Origin of the sequence: Blautia sp. NSJ-140 (genome assembly GCF_022868965.1) — a bacterium.
Taxonomy (GTDB): domain Bacteria; phylum Bacillota; class Clostridia; order Lachnospirales; family Lachnospiraceae; genus Blautia_A.
Window position 1 is genome coordinate 21,477 of sequence record NZ_JALIFS010000004.1, and the last position, 19,400, is coordinate 40,876.

The 19,400-nt window shown below is 46.0% G+C and carries 19 protein-coding genes; 12 read left to right on the forward strand and 7 right to left on the reverse strand.

Going from position 1 to position 19,400, the window contains the following annotated elements; all coding sequences use genetic code 11:
- Window positions 1–77: 77 nt before the first annotated feature.
- Window positions 78–2,609 carry a leucine-rich repeat domain-containing protein gene (locus tag MUB50_RS05965; RefSeq protein ID WP_244790213.1) on the reverse strand — a complete coding sequence of 844 codons (2,532 nt, stop codon included), beginning with the start codon at window positions 2,607–2,609 and terminating at the stop codon, window positions 78–80.
- Window positions 2,610–2,902: 293 nt separating this feature from the next.
- Here MUB50_RS05965 and rfbD point away from each other — a divergent pair, with 293 nt between their 5' ends.
- Complete coding sequence (gene rfbD, locus MUB50_RS05970; protein WP_442863183.1) at window positions 2,903–3,793, forward strand: dTDP-4-dehydrorhamnose reductase; 891 nt, start codon at window positions 2,903–2,905, stop codon at window positions 3,791–3,793.
- Window position 3,794: 1 nt separating this feature from the next.
- On the forward strand, window positions 3,795–5,093 hold the full coding sequence (locus tag MUB50_RS05975; protein WP_118512996.1) for a dicarboxylate/amino acid:cation symporter: 1,299 nt from the start codon (window positions 3,795–3,797) through the stop codon (window positions 5,091–5,093).
- Between the two features lie 119 nt (window positions 5,094–5,212).
- On the opposite strand, the gene MUB50_RS05980 is transcribed toward MUB50_RS05975, so the two are convergent.
- Complete coding sequence (locus MUB50_RS05980) at window positions 5,213–6,130, reverse strand: LysR family transcriptional regulator (protein ID WP_118512997.1); 918 nt, start codon at window positions 6,128–6,130, stop codon at window positions 5,213–5,215.
- Between the two features lie 227 nt (window positions 6,131–6,357).
- On the opposite strand from MUB50_RS05980, the gene MUB50_RS05985 reads away from it, so the two are divergent.
- On the forward strand, window positions 6,358–7,281 hold the full coding sequence (locus tag MUB50_RS05985) for a 4Fe-4S binding protein (protein WP_244790217.1): 924 nt from the start codon (window positions 6,358–6,360) through the stop codon (window positions 7,279–7,281).
- A gap of 196 nt (window positions 7,282–7,477) precedes the next feature.
- Window positions 7,478–9,460: a sodium-translocating pyrophosphatase gene (locus MUB50_RS05990; RefSeq protein WP_044961021.1), complete on the forward strand. Its 1,983-nt coding sequence runs from the start codon at window positions 7,478–7,480 to the stop codon at window positions 9,458–9,460.
- A gap of 132 nt (window positions 9,461–9,592) precedes the next feature.
- Here MUB50_RS05990 and MUB50_RS05995 read toward each other — a convergent pair whose 3' ends face one another.
- The 5 genes from MUB50_RS05995 to MUB50_RS06015 are packed head-to-tail and all read right to left on the reverse strand — an operon-like array spanning window position 9,593 to window position 12,560.
- Window positions 9,593–10,207: a stage V sporulation protein AA gene (locus tag MUB50_RS05995; RefSeq protein WP_244790218.1), complete on the reverse strand. Its 615-nt coding sequence runs from the start codon at window positions 10,205–10,207 to the stop codon at window positions 9,593–9,595.
- Between the two features lie 25 nt (window positions 10,208–10,232).
- The gene (locus tag MUB50_RS06000; RefSeq protein WP_138277136.1) at window positions 10,233–10,589 is read right to left on the reverse strand and encodes a SpoVA/SpoVAEb family sporulation membrane protein; all 357 of its coding nucleotides are present in this window, start codon (window positions 10,587–10,589) and stop codon (window positions 10,233–10,235) included.
- Window positions 10,590–10,591: 2 nt separating this feature from the next.
- The gene (locus MUB50_RS06005) at window positions 10,592–11,647 is read right to left on the reverse strand and encodes a stage V sporulation protein AD (RefSeq protein ID WP_118624197.1); all 1,056 of its coding nucleotides are present in this window, start codon (window positions 11,645–11,647) and stop codon (window positions 10,592–10,594) included.
- Entirely contained in the window at window positions 11,644–12,102 is a 459-nt protein-coding gene (locus MUB50_RS06010; RefSeq protein WP_182433951.1) for a SpoVA/SpoVAEb family sporulation membrane protein, read from the reverse strand. Before MUB50_RS06010 ends, MUB50_RS06005 begins: the two co-directional genes overlap by 4 nt.
- 41 nt (window positions 12,103–12,143) lie before the next feature.
- Window positions 12,144–12,560, reverse strand: coding sequence for a stage V sporulation protein AB (locus tag MUB50_RS06015; protein ID WP_118513001.1), 417 nt, complete (start codon window positions 12,558–12,560; stop codon window positions 12,144–12,146).
- 191 nt (window positions 12,561–12,751) lie between these two features.
- Here MUB50_RS06015 and MUB50_RS06020 point away from each other — a divergent pair, with 191 nt between their 5' ends.
- The 8 genes from MUB50_RS06020 (at window position 12,752) to rplC (ending at window position 19,389) form a co-directional block, all read left to right on the forward strand.
- The gene (locus MUB50_RS06020) at window positions 12,752–13,483 is read left to right on the forward strand and encodes a tRNA threonylcarbamoyladenosine dehydratase (RefSeq protein WP_244790221.1); all 732 of its coding nucleotides are present in this window, start codon (window positions 12,752–12,754) and stop codon (window positions 13,481–13,483) included.
- 117 nt (window positions 13,484–13,600) lie between these two features.
- Window positions 13,601–14,518: a UDP-N-acetylmuramate dehydrogenase gene (gene murB, locus MUB50_RS06025; protein WP_118624193.1), complete on the forward strand. Its 918-nt coding sequence runs from the start codon at window positions 13,601–13,603 to the stop codon at window positions 14,516–14,518.
- Window positions 14,519–14,666: 148 nt separating this feature from the next.
- Window positions 14,667–15,545 (forward strand): RNase adapter RapZ, encoded by an 879-nt coding sequence (gene rapZ, locus MUB50_RS06030; RefSeq protein WP_118513004.1) that lies wholly within the window; start codon window positions 14,667–14,669, stop codon window positions 15,543–15,545.
- Window positions 15,546–15,593: 48 nt separating this feature from the next.
- Window positions 15,594–16,550 carry a DNA-binding protein WhiA gene (gene whiA, locus MUB50_RS06035; protein WP_118624191.1) on the forward strand — a complete coding sequence of 319 codons (957 nt, stop codon included), beginning with the start codon at window positions 15,594–15,596 and terminating at the stop codon, window positions 16,548–16,550.
- On the forward strand, window positions 16,547–16,801 hold the full coding sequence (locus MUB50_RS06040; RefSeq protein ID WP_015526913.1) for an HPr family phosphocarrier protein: 255 nt from the start codon (window positions 16,547–16,549) through the stop codon (window positions 16,799–16,801). Before whiA ends, MUB50_RS06040 begins: the two co-directional genes overlap by 4 nt.
- A gap of 144 nt (window positions 16,802–16,945) precedes the next feature.
- Window positions 16,946–18,025, forward strand: a complete 1,080-nt coding sequence (locus tag MUB50_RS06045; RefSeq protein WP_138277140.1) for a hypothetical protein — start codon at window positions 16,946–16,948, stop codon at window positions 18,023–18,025.
- A 348-nt stretch (window positions 18,026–18,373) separates the two neighbouring features.
- Entirely contained in the window at window positions 18,374–18,691 is a 318-nt protein-coding gene (gene rpsJ, locus MUB50_RS06050; protein ID WP_015526916.1) for a 30S ribosomal protein S10, read from the forward strand.
- Window positions 18,692–18,756: 65 nt separating this feature from the next.
- Window positions 18,757–19,389 (forward strand): 50S ribosomal protein L3, encoded by a 633-nt coding sequence (gene rplC / locus MUB50_RS06055; protein WP_015526917.1) that lies wholly within the window; start codon window positions 18,757–18,759, stop codon window positions 19,387–19,389.
- The last annotated feature ends 11 nt before the right edge of the window (window positions 19,390–19,400 follow it).

A 19,400-nucleotide genomic window follows, 5' to 3' on the forward strand; every position in this document is an offset into this window, starting at 1 on the left:
GACCTTGGTTTTTGCGGGCTTTTGCAGCGGAATTGAGTATAGCATAAGGGGCGTGGAAATGCAAGGTACGATCCTGACTATTTGATAACCCTGGCCTGTGTGGACAGACCCTGGCTCTGAAACAGCTTTTTGTAAGAGGAAAGCCTGCTTGCCGGAACTTTTACGGTCAGTTTTTTGTAATTATTCTGACCTGCTCTTGTGAAGATATATTTACCTGAGCTTTTGGAAGTAAGACGTCCTGTCTGTATGGTGACAGAGGTAAGGGCCTTACAGTCCCAGAAAGCTTTCGTGCCGATCACAGAAACTCGGGAACCGATTTTTACAGTACGAAGACTTGTGCATCCCTGGAAGGCTCCGGCACCTATGCTTGTGATATTTCCTGAAATCGTTACCTGTTTCAGGTTTTTACAGTTTTTGAAGGCATTGGCTGCAATGGCTGTGACTTTGTAGGTTTTTCCGTTAGCTTTGACAGTGGCCGGAATCTTTGCAGTGACAGTATTGCGTGAACGCGGTCCCTTCAGTGCTACGGAAGTCCCGGTGGCGTTGACTGTGTAGACATTATAAGCATCCCGGAATGTTTTTGCAGTCTGTGGCTTTGGTGTGGCTGCAGGAGTGATCTGGAAATTTAAGGTGATGGTTCCGTAGAAATGGTAATCACCGATGACCTTCAGGGTAGCAGTTCCTGCTTTTTTATTGTTCTGGTATGTCACATGATAATCATTGATGCCAGAAAGCTTTGCTTTTCCAAGAGTTACGGTTGGAACGGGCCTTATGTCAGAGCCTGTATAGGTATATGTTTTTTTGATCCCTGTTACAGCTGCATCGGAAATATTGCATGCATAGCTGATATTGTTTTTCTTGGCATATGTAACTGCGTAAGAGCCGTACGGAGCATGGATCTTGCAAAAATATGCATGAGAACTGTCAGACCAGTAATAGCCGCACCACACAGCATCCGTTCCAATGCTTTTAACGGTATCAGGTATGTTGATCCTGGATAGCTTGTCACAGTAGGCGAAAGCTTCTTTTCCGATCTTTGTGACCCCTTTCTGGATGTCCACCTCTTTCAGCTCAGGAAGATAAACAAAGGCCCTTTCAGAAATACTTGTGATCCCGGGTTTTATTATGACTTTTCTGATCTGGTTTTTGATAGCTTTCCAGGAGGAATCGCTGGAGAAGGAAAACCAGCCGTTTGTTGAAGAGACCGGGTACCTGTTGTTTTCCTTTGTGGAAATAGAAAGTGGTCCGTAGCCGGAGATCGTAAGGATACCGTTTTTGAAATTCCAGGTTGCGTTGTCACCTGCGATATGGTAAGTTTTTTTGTCAGCTTTTCCGTTGTCGGAATTAATGGAATAAAAGTTCAGGGTGTTGGAGTTTGAAGCATAATAAACGACCTTGGAATCCTTTACCACAGGCTGACAGTCAGAAATCGGAGCAGCTGTTGTAAACTCTTTGCTGAGGCTCTTTCCTTTTCCGTCCACAAAAAGATAATGAAGGGTGCTGGAAGAGAGCGGATCGTTAGCGGAAGAGCTTTTCCTGTCATCGTCGGAAACGTATTCCTCCCAGGAAATCATAAAACGGTTGTCATTTATTTTGGTGATCTTTACGCCCGCAAAGCTTTTTCCTCCGCCTGTAAAGTTGGTAAGCTTCCTGGTAGCGGTTGCTTTTTCGGAAAAGTCAGATATTGGTGTGACGGACAGATAAAGATTATGAGGCGTGTTTTCAGATACCTTATCATATTTGGACTGATCGATGGAAGTGCCGACGCATAATACACTGTCAGAGGAAACAGCCATGCCGTCAACGCTTGCGTAGCAGGCCAGTGCCCACACAGAAGTACGTGAGCCTCCGTATGGCAAAAGTTCTATGGTGGTGCAGTCAAGTGTATTGCTGTCATATCTGGAAAGCTTTGTACATCGTGAACCCTCACTCTGCTCCAGTACGTAGAGATAAGAACCATGTGATTTGATATACTGTGCAAAGGAATGCCACAGATCGCAGGAAACGATCTTTCCTTTCATGGTTGCCTGGTCGATCTCAGCCATAAGGAAGCCCTGATGTCCCCGACCGACAGAGGAATCCACATATCCTTCGTGACCGGTAACAACATAGAGCCTGCCGTTGCTTTCTGTCATTTCCACACAGCCATAGTCAAAGGGCGTGCGGACCTCACCGCCAAAAAGCTCAGGGTTACTGGTAATTGCTGCCGCACCGGTTCGTTTCCAGTTTGTATCGTAGCGGATGACGCGGATAACCTCAGCGGAATCGTTTTCCTTGTTGTTTGTCTGGCCTTCTACCAGATAATATCCGTCAGATCCGGCATAAAAGCCACCCCACAGCGGAAGCTCCATGTTGATCTTGCGTTTGCTTCTGATCTTCAGATCATTATCATAGTATTCAACGCCGATAGAATTTTTCTGGTGGAAGACCCTCATGTATCCGCCGGAAACAGGAACAAGGTCAGAGGTACGGCGTAACCTGACATTGAGATTGTCCTGTGCGGTTGGCGTAAGAGAGCCTGCCCGGGCTGTCTGCGGAAACAGGATCAGACAGAAGCAAAGACAGCAGAACAGAAATAGCAGAGATGTTAATTTTTTTAGCTTTTTCATAAGTTTCTCCTTTGTATGTGTTTTTAGATGATCTTCTGTTTAGATTATAATTCATAGGACAGAATTTACAATACAAAATCGGGAGTTATGTAACTACCGGTTCTCAGGATTTCTGTAAATTCTGTTCACAAAAAACATCTTGAGGAAATACTGCCGGTGGGCAGTAACATCAGCAGCAGGAACCTTATGGAAACAGGGGCTTTTTTCTTGACAGCTTTTTGTGATATTGATAAAATATATTTCAGTATATAGGTTAAAGGGGCATTGGTTTTGATCTAAATCGATGTCTCTTTATTTATGTATCACACACATTATACCAGGGAGGTAGAAAGATGTTAAAAGTATGGATCGCAGGTGCCAACGGACAGATCGGACGGGCACTGAATGATGTTCTGGATCCAATGCAGATCGAGACTCTGAACACAGACCTTGATGAGCTGGATATCACAGACACAGATGAAGTGATCAACTTCGGTTCCATTAACCGTCCGGATGTGATCATCAACTGCACCGGTATCACAGATACCGATGAGTGTGAGAAGAATCCGGAACATGCATACCGTGTCAACGCACTGGGAGCAAGAAACTTAAGCATCGTGGCAAGAAAATGCGGGGCAAAGATCGTCCAGCTTTCCACAGATGATGTTTTCGACGGAAAGAGCAAAAAACCGTATACAGAGTTTGACGATACCAATCCGCTGACTGTTTACGGCCGTTCCAAGAGAGCCGGAGAGAACTATGTAAAAGAGTTTACACACAAACATTTCATTATCCGAAGTAACTGGGTATACGGAAAAGGCGGAAACAATTTTGTAAACCGTGTGCTGGAGACAGCAGAAAAAGGCCAGGCACTTTCCGTTGCTTCTGATCAGTTCGGATCACCGACCAGTGCCAAGGATCTGGCAAGAATGATCCTGTATCTTATCGATACCAACGAATATGGAACTTATCACGTAACCTGCAGCGGTGTATGCAACCGTTATGAGTTTGCAACAGAGATCCTTCGCCTTGCAGGGAAGGAGATCGAACTGAGATCCGTGCCGACAGAGCAGTCAGATCTTTCTTCTGTCAGACCGTCTTATGCCGTCCTTGATAATTTTATCCTCCGTATTATTGAAGTGTACGACATGCCGGACTGGAAAGCATCACTGAAAGAATATATGGATGAAAGAACGGAGGACTAGGATGAAAGAAAAAAATATAAAAGAGAAAACACAGCAGAAAAAGAAAATGGGTCTTACCACGAAGATCTTTGTGGCGCTGATCGCAGGTGCGATACTGGGAATCATTCTCTGTTACCTGGTTCCTGACAGCAGCTTCAAGAAAGATGTGATCGTGGAGGGAATCCTTTATGTGATCGGGCAGGGATTTATCCGTCTGATGAAAATGCTGGTTGTACCGCTGGTATTCTGTTCCCTTGTCTGTGGAAGTATGTCCATCGGTGATACCAAGAAGCTTGGAACCGTAGGTGTGAGAACACTGGTATTTTATCTGGCGACTACAGCTCTGGCTGTTTCTGTTGCTCTGACTGTGGGTAATCTGATCAATCCGGGTGTGGGACTCGATATGAGCTCTATTCAGTCCTCCGCTTCCTCTGTGGAGACTATGGAGGCTACCTCTCTTACAGATACTATCCTGAATATCATCCCGGACAATCCGATCAATTCCCTGGCAAGCGGAACCATGCTTCAGGTTATCGTATTTGCCCTGATCGTGGGTGTGATCCTTGCGAAAATGGGAGAGCGTGCAGAGACAGTAGCGAACTTTTTCAGCCAGTTCAATGACATCATGATGGAGATGACCATGATGATCATGGCACTTGCACCGATCGGTGTATTCTGTCTCATCAGCAGAACCTTTGCAAACATCGGTTTCAGCGCATTTATCCCGCTGGCAAAATATATGATCGGTGTTCTCCTTGCACTGGCGATCCAGTGCTTCGGCGTATACCAGATCCTGCTGAAGATATTCACAGGACTGAATCCGATAAAATTCATCAAGAAATTTTTCCCGGTTATGGCATTTGCATTCTCAACAGCTACATCCAATGCCACGATCCCGATGTCCATTGATACTCTGTCCAAGAAAGTGGGTGTTTCCAAGAAGATTTCTTCATTTACCATTCCTCTTGGAGCTACCATCAATATGGACGGTACCTCTATCATGCAGGGTGTTGCCGTAGTATTTGCGGCACAGGCCTTCGGTATCCACTTAAGTCCGATGGATTATGTGACAGTTATCGGAACTGCAACCCTTGCTTCCGTAGGAACTGCCGGTGTACCAAGTGTTGGTCTTGTTACCCTGACCATGGTATTTAACTCTGTAGGACTTCCGGTTGAGGCAATTGGTCTGATCATGGGTATTGACCGTATCCTGGATATGACCAGAACAGCGGTTAACATTACCGGTGATGCAGTCTGCACAACCATCGTTGCACACCAGAACGGTGCGCTGGATAAAAAAGTGTTCAACGAATCAAACTAAATATCCGGTTCAGAAAAAGATCCGACCCTGTCGGGTGAGAAAAAAACGAAAAACGGCTGTACATATCGTAAGAACGATATGTACGGCCGTTTTTTAACTGAATCAGGTAAGTCCCCTGCCTATTCCTGTTCCAGAACCCCCATGACAGAGGGCAGTTCCAGCTGCTGATAGGTGTGAAGGATCTTTTCCAGCTCAAAGATGGCAGGGGTAAGAAACTTATTCTTGTGATAGACCAGCTTGAATTTCCGGTTCCATTCCCCTGCTTCGTTGCAGAAGACCCGGACTGAACGGTGACGGATCTCATGAGGCATAAGACGGATGGACATAACAGATAGCATCTGGTTATACAGCACTGCGTTCAGCAGTGCCTGCGGACTGTTGGCTTCCCAGGCAGTCCGGATCTTCAGGTCATGGCGAAGGGTGTAATCCTCAAAAAGCTGTCTGGTACCGCTTCCATATTCCCGGACTGCAAATTTCTGGTTGTTCAGCTCCTGGACATGGATGCGTCCTCTGCGGTAAAACGGGTGTTTTTTTCCGGCGGCAAGGACCAGACAGTCGTCGATGATGGGAAGAACGACAAGATCCGGAGAATGGATCTCACCTTCTACCACAGCAGCGTCCAGCTCAGAACGCAGAAGCTTCTGCTCGATATTTTGCGTGTTGGTGACAAAGGAGTAAACGTCAAGGTCCGGTATTTTTTTCTGCAGATCCAGGATAATGGATGGGGTCAGGCACGTTCCCACAGTGAGGGTGGAGCCCAGCTTCAGAGTGGAAGACTGTCCCTGGTTCTGCATCAGCTCTTCCAGCTGCTGAAACTGGCGGATCATTTCACGGGCATGGGGAAGAAGAAGCTTTCCCCGTTCTGTGAGATAAAGCTTTTTTCCAAGACGTTCAAAGAGAAGGCCGTTATAATGAGCTTCCAGCTCCCGGATGGCCTGACTGACTGTTGGCTGGGAAAGATAAAGATGTTTGGCAGCAGCACTCATGGAGCCCTGTTCCGCAACGGCAACAAAAACAGTGAGATGGCGGATGGTCATGTGGAATCTCCTTTTATTGTAAATTGATATATAGGTAAAAACTATCATTTTTATAAAATAATATCATTTTTCAAATACATCTTCAAGTGGTATAGTAGGAGGTACGTGAAAACGATTTCAACAGGTGTTACTGTTCAGGAGTGAACAGTAACTTCAACATTGCAAAATACAGGGCAAAGATACCGTGGGAAAGTATCGGAATGCCGATGAGATTAGGAGGAGGAAATATGTCAGCATTAACTGTAAGCAAAGAGGAAGAGAAAAGACTGAAGGGGCAGGGGTTTTTAAATAACCGGGGAACCGATGAATTTTCTGCACGGGTGATCACTGTAAACGGAAAGGTGACAGCGGCACAGCACAGATGTATGGCGGAAGCAGCAGAGAAATTCGGCAACGGAAATCTTACCTACACGACCAGACTCTCCGTGGAGATCCAGGGAATCCCATATGAAAAGATCGAAGAGTTTCAGGAATTTATTGCGAAGGAAGATCTGGAGACAGGAGGAACAGGAGCAAAGGTCCGGCCTGTAGTATCCTGCAAGGGAACCACCTGCCAGTATGGACTTCTGGATTCCTATGCAATTTCAGAAGAAATTTTCCGAAGATTCTATAAAGGCTACCGTCAGGTTGCGCTGCCGCATAAATTTAAGATCGCAGTAGGCGGATGCCCGAATAACTGTGTGAAACCAAATCTGAATGATGTGGGAATCATCGGACAGAGGATCCCGCACTTTGACAGTGAGGCCTGCAAGGGATGTAAAAAATGTGCCATTGAAGCTGTGTGTCCAAACAAAGTGGCAAAAGTCGTTGACGGGAAACTGCACATTGATGAGGAGCTTTGCAGACACTGCGGAAGGTGTGTGGGAAAATGTCCGTTCCATTCCATCCCGGATGGTACCTACGGATTCAAGATCTATATCGGCGGACGCTGGGGAAAGAAAATTTCTCATGGAAAGGCCCTGAATCGGATCTTTACGTCAGAGGAAGAGGCACTGGATGTTATTGAGAAGGCAATCCTGCTTTTTAAGGACCAGGGATTAAAGGGAGAACGTTTTGCTGAGACTATAGAACGAATTGGATTTGAAAATGCAGAAAAACAATTATTGGAAAAAAATCTTCTGGAAAGAAAAATGGAAATTTTGTCCAAATAGAGATATAAAAAAACTACCTATTATATAAGCTGTCTGAAACTGAAAAAATACAAGTAATAATATAAAATTTTTTTATCTCATTTATATAAATTTTTATTATATCATAATATTTGCAAAAAACTAAGTGAAAATTCTATTTGAAATATGCAAAATAATGTGATAAAGTATTAACAATACATGAACGGAGGTAAAAAGAGTGGAAAACTACATGTATTTGGTGCCGGTGGCAGCAGTACTGGCACTTCTGTTCGCAGCATACCTTGCAGCAAAGGTCAGCAAACAGGATGCAGGAACAGACAGAATGAAGGAGATCGCAGGTGCGATCGCAGAAGGTGCCCGCGCCTTCTTAACAGCAGAGTACAAGATCCTGGTTATTTTTGTAGCCGTACTTTTTGTACTGATCGGAATCGGAGTTGGAAGCTGGGTAACAGCAATCTGCTTCGTAGTAGGTGCTCTGTTTTCAACAATCGCAGGATACTGCGGTATGACTGTTGCAACAAAGGCTAATGTAAGAACAGCAAATGCAGCAAAAGAGGGAGGAATGAACAAGGCTCTTTCCATTGCATTCTCCGGCGGTGCTGTTATGGGTATGTGTGTTGCAGGTCTTGGCGCACTGGGTGTCAGCGTTGTGTATATCATCACAAAGAACGTTGACGTACTTTCCGGATTCAGCCTTGGTGCTTCTTCCATCGCACTGTTTGCACGTGTTGGCGGTGGAATCTATACAAAGGCAGCTGACGTAGGAGCTGACCTTGTAGGTAAGGTTGAGGCAGGAATCCCGGAGGATGACCCTCGTAACCCGGCTGTTATCGCGGATAATGTAGGTGATAACGTAGGTGATGTTGCCGGTATGGGTGCAGACCTTTTTGAGTCCTATGTAGGATCTCTGGTATCTGCCCTTACACTTGGTGCGGTAGCCGGAGCAGTTTCCGGTGTTCTCTATCCGCTGGCTATTGCAGGCTGTGGACTGATCGCATCCATCATTGCAACATTCTTTGTAAAAGGTGATGATAATTCCAATCCGCAGAAAGCCCTCACAAGAGGAAGCTATGTATCTGCAGCACTTGTTATCATCGTGTCCCTGATCCTCAGCAAGACTCTCTTCGGAGACATGAAAGCAGCCATTGCTGTGATCGCAGGTCTTGTTGTCGGTGTCATCATCGGAAACATTACTGAGTATTACACATCTGCAGATTACAAACCGGTTCAGGGAATCGGCGAGCAGTCTGAGACAGGTGCAGCTACAACTATCATCAGTGGTATCGCAGTAGGTATGAAATCTACAGCATTCCCGATCCTGCTGATCTGTGTTGGAATTTTTGTAGCATACGGTGTGGATGGATTATACGGAATCGCTCTTGCAGCAGTTGGTATGCTTTCCACAACAGGAATCACAGTTGCCGTTGACGCATATGGACCTATCGCTGACAATGCCGGTGGTATTGCAGAGATGTCAGGTCTGGATGAGTCAGTTCGTGAGATCACAGATAAGCTTGACTCTGTAGGTAACACAACAGCAGCTATGGGTAAAGGCTTTGCGATAGGTTCCGCAGCCCTTACAGCACTTGCATTGTTTGTATCTTATGCGAATGCAGTAAATCTGGATGCGATCAATATCCTTGCTCCTCGTGTTACGATCGGTATCTTTATCGGTGGTATGCTTACATTCCTCTTCTCAGCATTCACAATGGAATCCGTTTCCAAGGCTGCTTACAAGATGATCGAGGAAGTAAGACGCCAGTTCCGTGAGAAACCGGGTATCATGAAGGGTACTGAGAAACCGGATTACAAATCATGCGTTGCGATCTCCACAACAGCAGCTCTTCACGAGATGATGCTTCCTGGAATCATGGCGGTCGTTGTTCCGGTTATCGTAGGTGTTGTTCTTGGCGTTGAGGCTCTTGGCGGACTTCTTTCCGGTGCTCTTGTAACAGGTGTACTGATGGCGATCTTCATGTCCAACGCAGGTGGTGCATGGGATAATGCAAAGAAATATATTGAGACAGGTCATCACGGCGGAAAAGGCAGCGAGGCGCACAAAGCAGCCGTTGTCGGCGATACAGTCGGCGATCCGTTCAAAGATACATCAGGACCTTCCATTAACATCCTGATCAAGCTTATGACTATTGTATCACTGGTATTTGCTCCTCTGTTCTTATCCATCGGAGGACTTCTGTAAACATCATTTCAGAAAAACAGTAAACCCATATTATATAAAAAAGCTCTTTGCAGAAATCTGCAGGGAGCTTTTTTGATGCGACAGACGGTGGATCTGTACGGATATGGTATTGTGTCATACTTATGACCCAGTTTACGGATTTTTTGTCCGTGCAGCCTGTTCGATCAGTGTCTGGTTTACTTCATCTTCGTAGGTCCGCATCTGCACCTGCATAGGCGTGGGATCGTCGCTTAGCCGCAGCTGTCCGAAATGATTAAAGAAGATCAGTACGCCAAGGCCGATCCCGATGGAGTAGGAAATCTCCAGAATGGTAAAGCCGGAGGAGCTTTTTCCCGTGACAAGAGTGTAAAACTGGTTAAAAAGGCTGCCCATATCTACGTCATTATTAAAGGTCATAATGGAAAAAGCGGCACCGAAAAAGGAAACCAGGCATACAAAAAGAATTTTTATATACCGGAAAAGCTTCCCCTTAGCGGTGCTGATGCGGTAGGTGATGATAAAATCCGTTTCACCGATGGGAGAAATATCAATGGAGGGTTCCAGCTTCTGGATCTTTTTCAGAAGATCTGAGACAGACATCACATAGCGTCCGGGCTTTTCCGCATCCAGAACAATTACAGGCATGACCCGCAGGCGATTGAGGATTTTGGGATCACTCATGGAAAGTGCAGCAATATCCTGAAGATATACATGTGGGGTGGTGACTTCAATGTTCTGATCCAGCTGCAGATAAAGAGTATCACTCATGAGAAAAAACTCCTTTCCCGAAATATTATTTCTTCATTTTTGGACGGAAGAAGAGACTGGCCAGATAAGAGAAGATCAGGGCGGAGGAAACTCCGGCAGCACAGGCAGTGAAGCCTCCTGTAAAAAGCCCAAGAATGCCGTCTTCTTCAATGGCTTTTTTCATACCCTCCCATAATACATGGCCGAAACCGATCAGCGGGACGGAGGCCCCGGCACCTGCAAAATCCACCAGCGGCCGGTAGATGCCAACGGCACTTAACAGGGCGCCGCTGCATACCAGAAGTACCATCACACGGCCAGGCATCAGCTTTGTCTTGTCCAGAAGGATCTGGATCAAGGCACAGATAAGGCCGCCGAACCAGAATGCGTTAAAGTAGTCCATGCTCATACCTCCATATGCTCGATGACAACTCCGTGGGCAATACCCGGAATACTGTCACCTTCGTTAAAGCTTACTTTGGAAAGAAGCGCTCCTGTTGGTACAAAAAGGATCCGCTTCCATTCTCCGGATACGATCTTCGGAAGGATATAGGAGGCAAGGACTACAGCAGAACAGCCGCAGCCGCTTCCTCCTGCGTGAGTGTCCTGAGAAGGATCATCATAGATCAGGATACCGCAGTCTTTATGAATGGGAGAAAGCCGGATATTTTGTTCCTCCAGAAGATCCAGGAGAATTTTCTGTCCGATGATCCCCAGATCACCAGTAAAGACGGCATCATAATCCGAAGGCGTCCGCCCGAAATCTGAAAAGCTCCGTGCAATGGTGTCACAGGCTGCAGGAGCCATACAGCCTCCCATGTTCATGGGATCCCTGAGACCGTAATCCATCACACGGCCGGCAGTAAGGCCGGTGATAGCAGCACAGCCTTTGCCGGAGCGCAGAGGAGCTTTTTCTCCGGGAGGAGATGTACTTAGGATACAGGCTCCGCTTCCGGTTACTGTCCAGGTGGCAGAAAACGGCCGCTGGTTCCCGTATCCCAGAGGAAAACGAAATTCTTTTTCCGCACTTGCGAAATGGCTGGAGGTGGCACATAAGACCCGTGTGCCGAATCCGGCGGTCAGAGCAAGGGAACCGAGAGACAGCGCTTCTCCTATGGTAGAGCAGGCGCCGTAAAGTCCGTAAAAGGGAATTCCAAGTCCGGCGGAGCCGAAACAGGTGGCTGCTGTCTGAGCGAGAAGATCTCCGGCGAACATCAGATGGATATCTTCGGAACTCAGTTTGGCTTTGCTTATGGCATGAGTGGCAGTTTCTTTCTGCAGCGTGCTTTCCGCAGATTCCCAGGTGTCACAGCCAAACATGGGATCTTCACAGACCAGGTCAAAAAGATCTCCAAGAGGACCGTCCGCCTCTTTCTGACTGACGATGGATGCGGCACTTTCGATATACAGAGGCTGTGAAAAGGCAATGCTGGCTGCGCCAAGTCTGAGATTTTTGCTCATGATATCACCTCCAGGATCTTCAGGATATAATAGATCACACCCAGTCCCCAGGCGCTTAAGATGCCGTAGAGAATCACAGGACCTGCAATAGTAAAAATCTTGCACCCTATGCCGAAAACCTGTCCTTCTGCCCGGAACTCAATAGCGGATGCGGCCACTGAGTTGGCAAACCCGGTAATGGGAACAAGACTTCCAGCACCGCCGAATTTGCCGATTTTGGGGTAAATACCAAAGCCTGTGAGAATGACGCTTAAGAGAATGAGAAGGACAGAACACCAGGTTCTGGAATCAGAAGCATCTGCACCGAGAGCCTGCGCTGTGTTGACGATAACCTGTCCGAGAAGACAGATCAGTCCGCCTGTGAGAAAAGCTTTTGCCATATTCAGCGGCAGACTGTGGGTGGGAGTAAGCTGCTTGACATATTGTTCATATTTTTTTTCGTTGATATTTTGCATATGGAAAATCCTTTCGTGAGATGGTAGAGTGACAGTAAGAATTACATCCAACCCATGGCATAATAAAACAGGGAACCCAGGATTTTTCCGGCAGCAATGGAAATTATTACCGGAGAAAGCCCCTGAGAGAGCTTCAGCCGTCTGGCAAAGACGGGAAAGACTTTTGCGATCTCTGCCAGTGCAAGGATCCAGCCGCCCAGGAAAATTCCGAAAAATACTCCGCAGACAGCCAGGAAAAAAGGTCCCAGCGGAATTCTGATCGGAAACAGGGTGACGACGGTTCCGGCAACTGTTCCCAGAAGTGTCAGATCTTCATAAAGAAAAATCTGGTCAGCTGTATGCGTGATACCTGCATAGCGGGGAACAATGGAAAGGCCGATCAGCAGTCCGGAGACACCTCCTGCAACGATGATCCCGGCACAGAAACCGATAAAGCACAGAATCAGCTGTTGAAGCATGGATAGAACCTCCTTGTAGGATTGTATGGGAATAGTATGAGAAAATATAAATTTTTTATGCGAAAATCTTAAAAAACAAGAATATCTGTACATTTACGGACAGAGATAGTATAATAAAAAGGAATATGGACAGCGGCGGACAGGCGCTGTCTTTCTCAATCAAAAGAAAAAACAGTGTCAGGAGGACGGATATGCAGGATGCTTTTTCACGTATGGAATTGCTCGTTGGAAATACAGGTGTAAAAAAACTCAGCAGGGCGAAAATTGCAGTATTCGGTCTTGGCGGAGCTGGATCACAGGTGGCAGAGTCACTTGCGCGCTGTGGTGTGGGGAGTCTGACACTGATCGATCATGAAAAGATCACATTGACGAATATCGGAAGCCAGGTGCTGGCACTTCATTCTACTCTGGGGATGAGCAAGGTAGAGGCGGCCAAGAAGAGAATCCGGGATATTGATGAGAATATTTTGGTGCATACCTACGAAACCTTTTATAATGAGGAGACTGCGGGAATGTTTGAGCTGCGTTCCTTTGATTATATTGTGGATACAATGGGAACACTGTCGTCAAAACTGCTTCTGATCAGCAGAGCAAGGGAAGGACGTGTGCCTGTGATCTCCTGCCTGGACATCGGGGACAAGATAGATCCGTCCAGACTTGAGGTTGCGGATATCAGCAGGACCACAGCATGTCCGGCAGCCAGGATCATAAAAAAAGAACTGCGTAAACAGGGAATACGTAAACTCAAAGTACTGTATTCCAGAGAACAACCGGCAAAAGAAAAGCTTTTCAGACGGAGCAGAACTATGGTGAAGAAGCCTGCAAAAGGAAATATTTCCTTTGTGACAGGGACTGCGGGATATCTGCTGGCGGGAGAAGTTGTGCGGGATATACTGTCAGCCGGAAACGTTTCACACAGCTGACAGCAAATGAGAAATTGAGCGCAGATCACGGACAGATCCAGTTCATGAGCATGAGTCAAGGCGGAACAGTAATGTCTGCTTTGCAGAAATAAAACAGAAAGACTGAGGAAACAAAAAGTGAATTCAGAAATCATAAAAAAGTTCTGCGATCTTCTTGGAGAAGAACGCGTTTTTACAGGCGAAGCAATGAGCCGTCATACAACTTTTAAGATCGGAGGTCCGGCGGATTATTTTCTGATGCCGGATAAAGGCACAGATGTGGGGCGTATCGTAAAAATCTGTAAAGAAAGTGCGATCCCTTATTTTATCCTCGGAAACGGAAGTAATCTTCTGGTAGGAGACGGCGGTTACCGTGGCGCGGTTATCCAGATCTACAAAAATATGTCTGCCGTTACCGTAGAAGGAACAGAGATCACCGTACAGGCAGGTGCGCTGCTTTCATCGGTGGCAGCAGCAGCAAAAAATGCAGCTCTTACAGGCTTTGAGTTTGCAGGCGGGATCCCGGGAACTATGGGCGGTGCGGTCGTGATGAATGCAGGTGCCTATGGCGGCGAGATGAAGGATGTTCTTACAGAGGTAACTGTGATGGATGAGGAGGGAGAGATCATTACCCTTCCGGCAGATAAACTGGAACTGGGATATCGTACCAGCATCATCAAAACCGCAGGTTATATCGTGCTGGAAGCAAAGCTGCAGCTGAAGAAGGGAAATCCGGAAGTGATCCGTGAGACCATGAAAGATCTGACGATCCGTCGTACCACCAAACAGCCGTTGGAGTATCCCAGTGCTGGAAGTACCTTTAAGAGACCGGAAGGATATTTTGCAGGTAAGCTGATCATGGACAGCGGTCTTGCTGGATATCAGGTAGGCGGTGCACAGGTTTCTGAGAAACACTGTGGCTTTGTGATCAATGCAGGCGGTGCAACTGCAAGGGATGTCCGCACGCTGATGGATAATGTCAGGGATATCGTTTATAAGAAATATGGAGTTACGCTGGAACCGGAGGTGAAGTTCCTGGGTGATTTTGAAGCCTGATTACCATTTCTGGTACATCGTTTTCAAAATAATTATACCACGTACTTGTCTGTGAATCCGATTGCTGTAGGATACGAAACAGAGGGAACAGGAATGCGTATATACGCTTTACAGATAACGGAAGAAGAAATGGAAAGGAAGAGAGACTATGCGTTTTGTAATCGTTACAGGAGTGTCAGGAGCAGGAAAAACAGCTGCACTTAAAATGTTGGAGGATATGGGATATTTCTGCGTGGATAATCTTCCAATTCAGCTTCTGGAAAAATTTGCTTCTCTTCTTCCTGAGATGCAGAGTGAAAATGTCAGAAATGTGGCTCTGGGGATCGATGCCAGAAGCGGAAGTGCCCTTGATGAACTGGAAGTAGTTCTGGACCGTATGAAGCAGACAGGGTATGACTACGAGATCCTGTTTATGGATGCTGAGGATTCTGTCCTTGTAAAACGCTATAAAGAATCCAGAAGAAGCCACCCGCTGGCAAGAACAGGGAGAGTGGATGAGGGAATCCGCCTGGAACGTGAGAAAACAAAATTTCTCCGGAAACGTGCGGATTATATCATTGATACCAGCCATCTGCTTACCAGGGAGCTTCGTCAGGAAATCGAAAAGATTTTTGTTGATGACAGAGAGTTCAGCAATATCATGATCTCAGTGCTTTCCTTCGGCTTTAAGTATGGAATCCCGGCAGATGCAGATCTTGTGTTTGATGTCCGATTTCTTCCCAATCCCTATTATGTGGATGAGTTGCGTCCTCTGACAGGCCTTGACGATGAAGTGTTCAATTATGTGATGGCCAGTGATACGGCGAAAGCCTTCGCGGACAAACTGGAGGATATGATCCGCTTTCTGATCCCTAACTACATTAAAGAAGGGAAAACAAGCCTTGTGATCGGTATCGGATGTACAGGGGGAAAACATCGCTCCGTTACTATTGCCAGAGAACTTTTTTCCAGGCTTGCCAAATCGGATGAATATGGTATCCGCCTGGAGCACAGGGATGCGGAGAAGGACAGACTTCTGAAAAAATAACTGCCGCGATGAAAAGTATGGCAGGGAAACAGTAAAAGAGGGTTCGGGATGTCATTTTCGGGAAAAGTCAAAGAGGAACTTGCAGGACAGCTTAGTCTGGCAAGGCACTGTCAGGTGGCAGAACTGGCGGCACTGCTCTGTGGCTGTGGCCGTGTGGAAAAAATGTCGGATGGAAACAGGAAACTGTGGATCCAGACAGAAAATGAAGCAGTTGCAAGAAAAAGCTTTACATTATTGCGAAAAACCTTTAATATAGAGACAGCGATTGTTATCCGGGAAGGGTCTCATCTCAAACGGGGTAGGGTATATCTTGTTGAGGTTGCTGATCCTGTCAGAACAGAGGAAGTACTGCAGGGGACGAAACTTTCTGTGGATAACGAAACCGGTTTACTTGAAATGGATAATTCGCTTGTGGTTCAGATGAACTGTTGCAAGCGGGCATTTATTCGCGGCACTTTTTTGTCGTCCGGTTCGATCAGTGATCCAGAGAAAGGATATCATTTTGAGATCGTGTGTCCGGACAGCAGGAAAGCAGAACAATTACAGGGGATTATCCGCAGCTTTCACGTAGAAGCTAAAATTGTGGTGCGCAAGAAATCATATGTGGTCTATGTGAAGGAGGGCGCACAGATCGTTGACATGCTGGCAGTCATGGAGGCGAATGTAGCACTGATGGATCTGGAGAACATCCGGATACTTAAGGAAATGCGTAACACGGTAAACCGTAAGGTGAACTGTGAGGCTGCGAATATCAATAAAACGGTAAATGCGGCAGTGAGACAGGTGGAAGATATACAGCTGATCAGCAGAACTATTGGCTTTGAGAGCTTGAGCGATGGACTGGCACAGATAGCCAGGCTGAGACTGCAGTATCCGGATGCTACACTGAAAGAATTAGGTATGATGTTGAATCCGCAGGTGGGCAAATCAGGTGTGAATCACCGGCTTCGCAAGCTGAGTGAGATCGCAGATGAGCTGCGGGAGAACAAGGAGGAGCTATTATGATTAAAAAACCAATCACTATCAACTTATCCACTGGACTGGAGGCAAGACCTGTAGCACAGCTTGTTCAGGTGGCAAGCCAGTTTAACAGTGAAATTTATGTTGAGATTGGCAAAAAAAGAGTCAATGCAAAGAGTATTATGGGAATGATGACCCTGGGACTTGACGCTGGAGAAGAGATTACACTGTCTGCCAATGGTGATGATGAGAATGCAGCGATGGAGAGCATTGAACAGTATTTAAGCAACCAGTAATCAGTTGGGACAGAGCAGTCCGCAGAAAAGGTAGAGTTCTGCGGATGTGGAATATAAAGGGATACAGAAGGAAAGGAAGACCGATTCCCGCTGTATCCCTTTCCGCTTCAAAGCACCTACAAATATGAAAGAGGAAGATTACCTATGTCAAAAGTATTGAAATTTATCGTACATTTTGTTGTGATATGCACACTGATCTGTGTACTGGGACTTGTTCTTCCGCCGTTCTTCGGGGTGAGAACAGTGATCGTGGATAAATCCGATAAGGCAACGAACCTCCCGGTCGGATCTGTTACATATGCGATTCCGGAGAAGAGTTCTGCGATCAGCGCAGGTACTCCGATACTTGTACAGAAAGATTCCGAGACATATAAATATACGATCACCAATCTCGATGCTTCCAAGGGAACCGGAACAGTAACAGATCAGTCCGTTTCCGGAGGAAAGACTTTTACCATTAAGGTTGGAGATTATGTTCCGAAAGTTGTAGTTACCATTGGCTATGTGGGATATCTTATGGTGGCTACAGAAAGTATTGAAGGTCTGATCATTCTTGGTCTGATCGTATTGTTCCTGATCATCCTGTACGTGATCGCAGAGCTCTGGAAGAAAGAGCCGGATGATATTGAGGAAGATGTGAATGATCCGGAACCGGGTTATGTGAAGTCCAGGAAAGAACTGAAGCAGGAAGAAAAAGCACGTGCCAGAAGAATGAAGGAAGAAGAAAAAGAGATCATTCAGGAAGAAAAGGCACGAAAACACAAAAATAAAAAAGCAGATAAGCGTAAGGTTCGCACAGGCGGTTTCGTAGATGAGATCGATGAAGAGGATGTTACAGACTATTCGGAGAATGGAAAGAAGGCTGCTATACAGCAGACTGCACAGACTGCCGCAAGCGAAGCTCATGCGGAACTTAAGAAAGAGATTGCAGCAGCCACTTCGGAAGAAGCAGATATGCTTTCCAGACTGGAAATGGCAGAACGTACGGTTGAAGAAAACAGAAAGCCGCACCCGGCCGGAAAGGTTGAAGAGGTTCCGGAAGAGGAAGAAGAACCGGTTACCATTGGAAGCCTTGCGATGCCGTCTTATTCCGCAGCGCAGCTTGCAAGCCGTGTAAAGAAGGCCGGTGATGCACCGGATATCGTTAAGGATGACATTACGAAGGTTACATTGTTTGATTACTCGGATATCATCAGTGGCGATGTGGACGATATGGAAGAATAAAATAAGTACCTATTATATAAGAAGAAAATGGTTCAGAAATGAGCCATTTTCTTCTTTTTTAAAAAAAATCAAAAAAATTAAAAAAAAGGCTTGCATTCTGAAGAATCATCGTATATACTAATCCTTGCTGTGACATTGATAGCTATGAAGCGCGAGGTTGCTGCCACACTGGCAGGTTTTCCGTGGAGCGAATGTCAAGTTAGGAAACTGACGACAAGTCACTGTACAAAGTTCAATAACCATCTTGGGATGGGCGTGTGTGTAAATATACCATGACACACACGGAGATGTGTACAGTCGCCGCTTGTCGTACTGCTATATAAGTACGAATAGGAGGAGACTTTTTTTATGGCAAATCAGGTAATGAGAATCACATTAAAGGCATATGATCATCAGCTCGTTGATGCATCTGCAGCAAAGATCATCGAGACAGTAAAGAAGAACGGAGCAATGGTAAGTGGACCGGTTCCGCTTCCTACTAAGAAAGAGGTTGTTACAATCTTAAGAGCTGTTCACAAATACAAAGATTCCAGAGAGCAGTTTGAGCAGAGAACACATAAGAGACTTATCGATATCCTGACACCAACTCAGAAAACAGTAGATGCACTTTCCAGACTGGAAATGCCGGCTGGTGTTCACATCGATATCAAGATGAAAAACCGCTAATAATGTCATTTGACATTAACTATATGATTACCGAATGGTAATCCGCTATAAGGAGGAAGAAAGAAATGAAGAAAGCTATTTTAGCTACTAAAGTCGGAATGACTCAGATCTTCAATGAAGATGGAATGTTAATTCCGGTAACTGTTTTACAGGCAGGTCCTTGCGTTGTAACTCAGGTTAAGACTGAGGAGAACGATGGATACACATCAGTTCAGGTTGGTTTCGGCGAGATCAGAGAGAAACTGGTCAACAAACCGGAGAAAGGCCACTTTGACAAAGCTGGTGTAGCTGTAAAGAGATTTGTAAAAGAGTTCAGATTTGACAATGCCGGCGAGTATGAGGTTGGACAGGAGATCAAGGCTGATATCTTTGCAGCAGGAGATCATATCGATGCTACTGCAGTTTCCAAAGGTAAAGGCTTCCAGGGCGCTATCAAGAGACATGGCCAGTCCAGAGGACCTATGGCTCACGGTTCTAAATATCATCGTCATGCAGGTTCAAACGGCGCTTGCTCCGATCCGAGCAAGGTTTTCAAAGGAAAACATATGCCAGGTCACATGGGACATGTTCAGGTAACTGTTCAGAATCTTGAGATCGTACGTGTAGATACAGAAAATAACTTACTGTTAGTTAAGGGTGCTGTTCCAGGACCTAAGAAATCTTTGGTTACAATCAAAGAGACAGTAAAGTCCTTATAATAGGAAAGGAG

Coding starts and splice junctions, on each gene's coding strand:
- MUB50_RS05965 (WP_244790213.1), bottom strand. CDS start 2,609: ATGAAAAAGCTAAAAAAATTAACATCTCTGCTATTTCTGTTCTGCTGT.
- MUB50_RS05975 (WP_118512996.1), top strand. CDS start 3,795: ATGAAAGAAAAAAATATAAAAGAGAAAACACAGCAGAAAAAGAAAATG.
- MUB50_RS05980 (WP_118512997.1), bottom strand. CDS start 6,130: ATGACCATCCGCCATCTCACTGTTTTTGTTGCCGTTGCGGAACAGGGC.
- MUB50_RS05985 (WP_244790217.1), top strand. CDS start 6,358: ATGTCAGCATTAACTGTAAGCAAAGAGGAAGAGAAAAGACTGAAGGGG.
- MUB50_RS05995 (WP_244790218.1), bottom strand. CDS start 10,207: ATGAGTGATACTCTTTATCTGCAGCTGGATCAGAACATTGAAGTCACC.
- MUB50_RS06000 (WP_138277136.1), bottom strand. CDS start 10,589: ATGGACTACTTTAACGCATTCTGGTTCGGCGGCCTTATCTGTGCCTTG.
- MUB50_RS06005 (WP_118624197.1), bottom strand. CDS start 11,647: ATGAGCAAAAATCTCAGACTTGGCGCAGCCAGCATTGCCTTTTCACAG.
- MUB50_RS06010 (WP_182433951.1), bottom strand. CDS start 12,102: ATGCAAAATATCAACGAAAAAAAATATGAACAATATGTCAAGCAGCTT.
- MUB50_RS06015 (WP_118513001.1), bottom strand. CDS start 12,560: ATGCTTCAACAGCTGATTCTGTGCTTTATCGGTTTCTGTGCCGGGATC.
- MUB50_RS06020 (WP_244790221.1), top strand. CDS start 12,752: ATGCAGGATGCTTTTTCACGTATGGAATTGCTCGTTGGAAATACAGGT.
- rapZ (WP_118513004.1), top strand. CDS start 14,667: ATGCGTTTTGTAATCGTTACAGGAGTGTCAGGAGCAGGAAAAACAGCT.
- whiA (WP_118624191.1), top strand. CDS start 15,594: ATGTCATTTTCGGGAAAAGTCAAAGAGGAACTTGCAGGACAGCTTAGT.
- MUB50_RS06040 (WP_015526913.1), top strand. CDS start 16,547: ATGATTAAAAAACCAATCACTATCAACTTATCCACTGGACTGGAGGCA.
- MUB50_RS06045 (WP_138277140.1), top strand. CDS start 16,946: ATGTCAAAAGTATTGAAATTTATCGTACATTTTGTTGTGATATGCACA.
- rpsJ (WP_015526916.1), top strand. CDS start 18,374: ATGGCAAATCAGGTAATGAGAATCACATTAAAGGCATATGATCATCAG.
- rplC (WP_015526917.1), top strand. CDS start 18,757: ATGAAGAAAGCTATTTTAGCTACTAAAGTCGGAATGACTCAGATCTTC.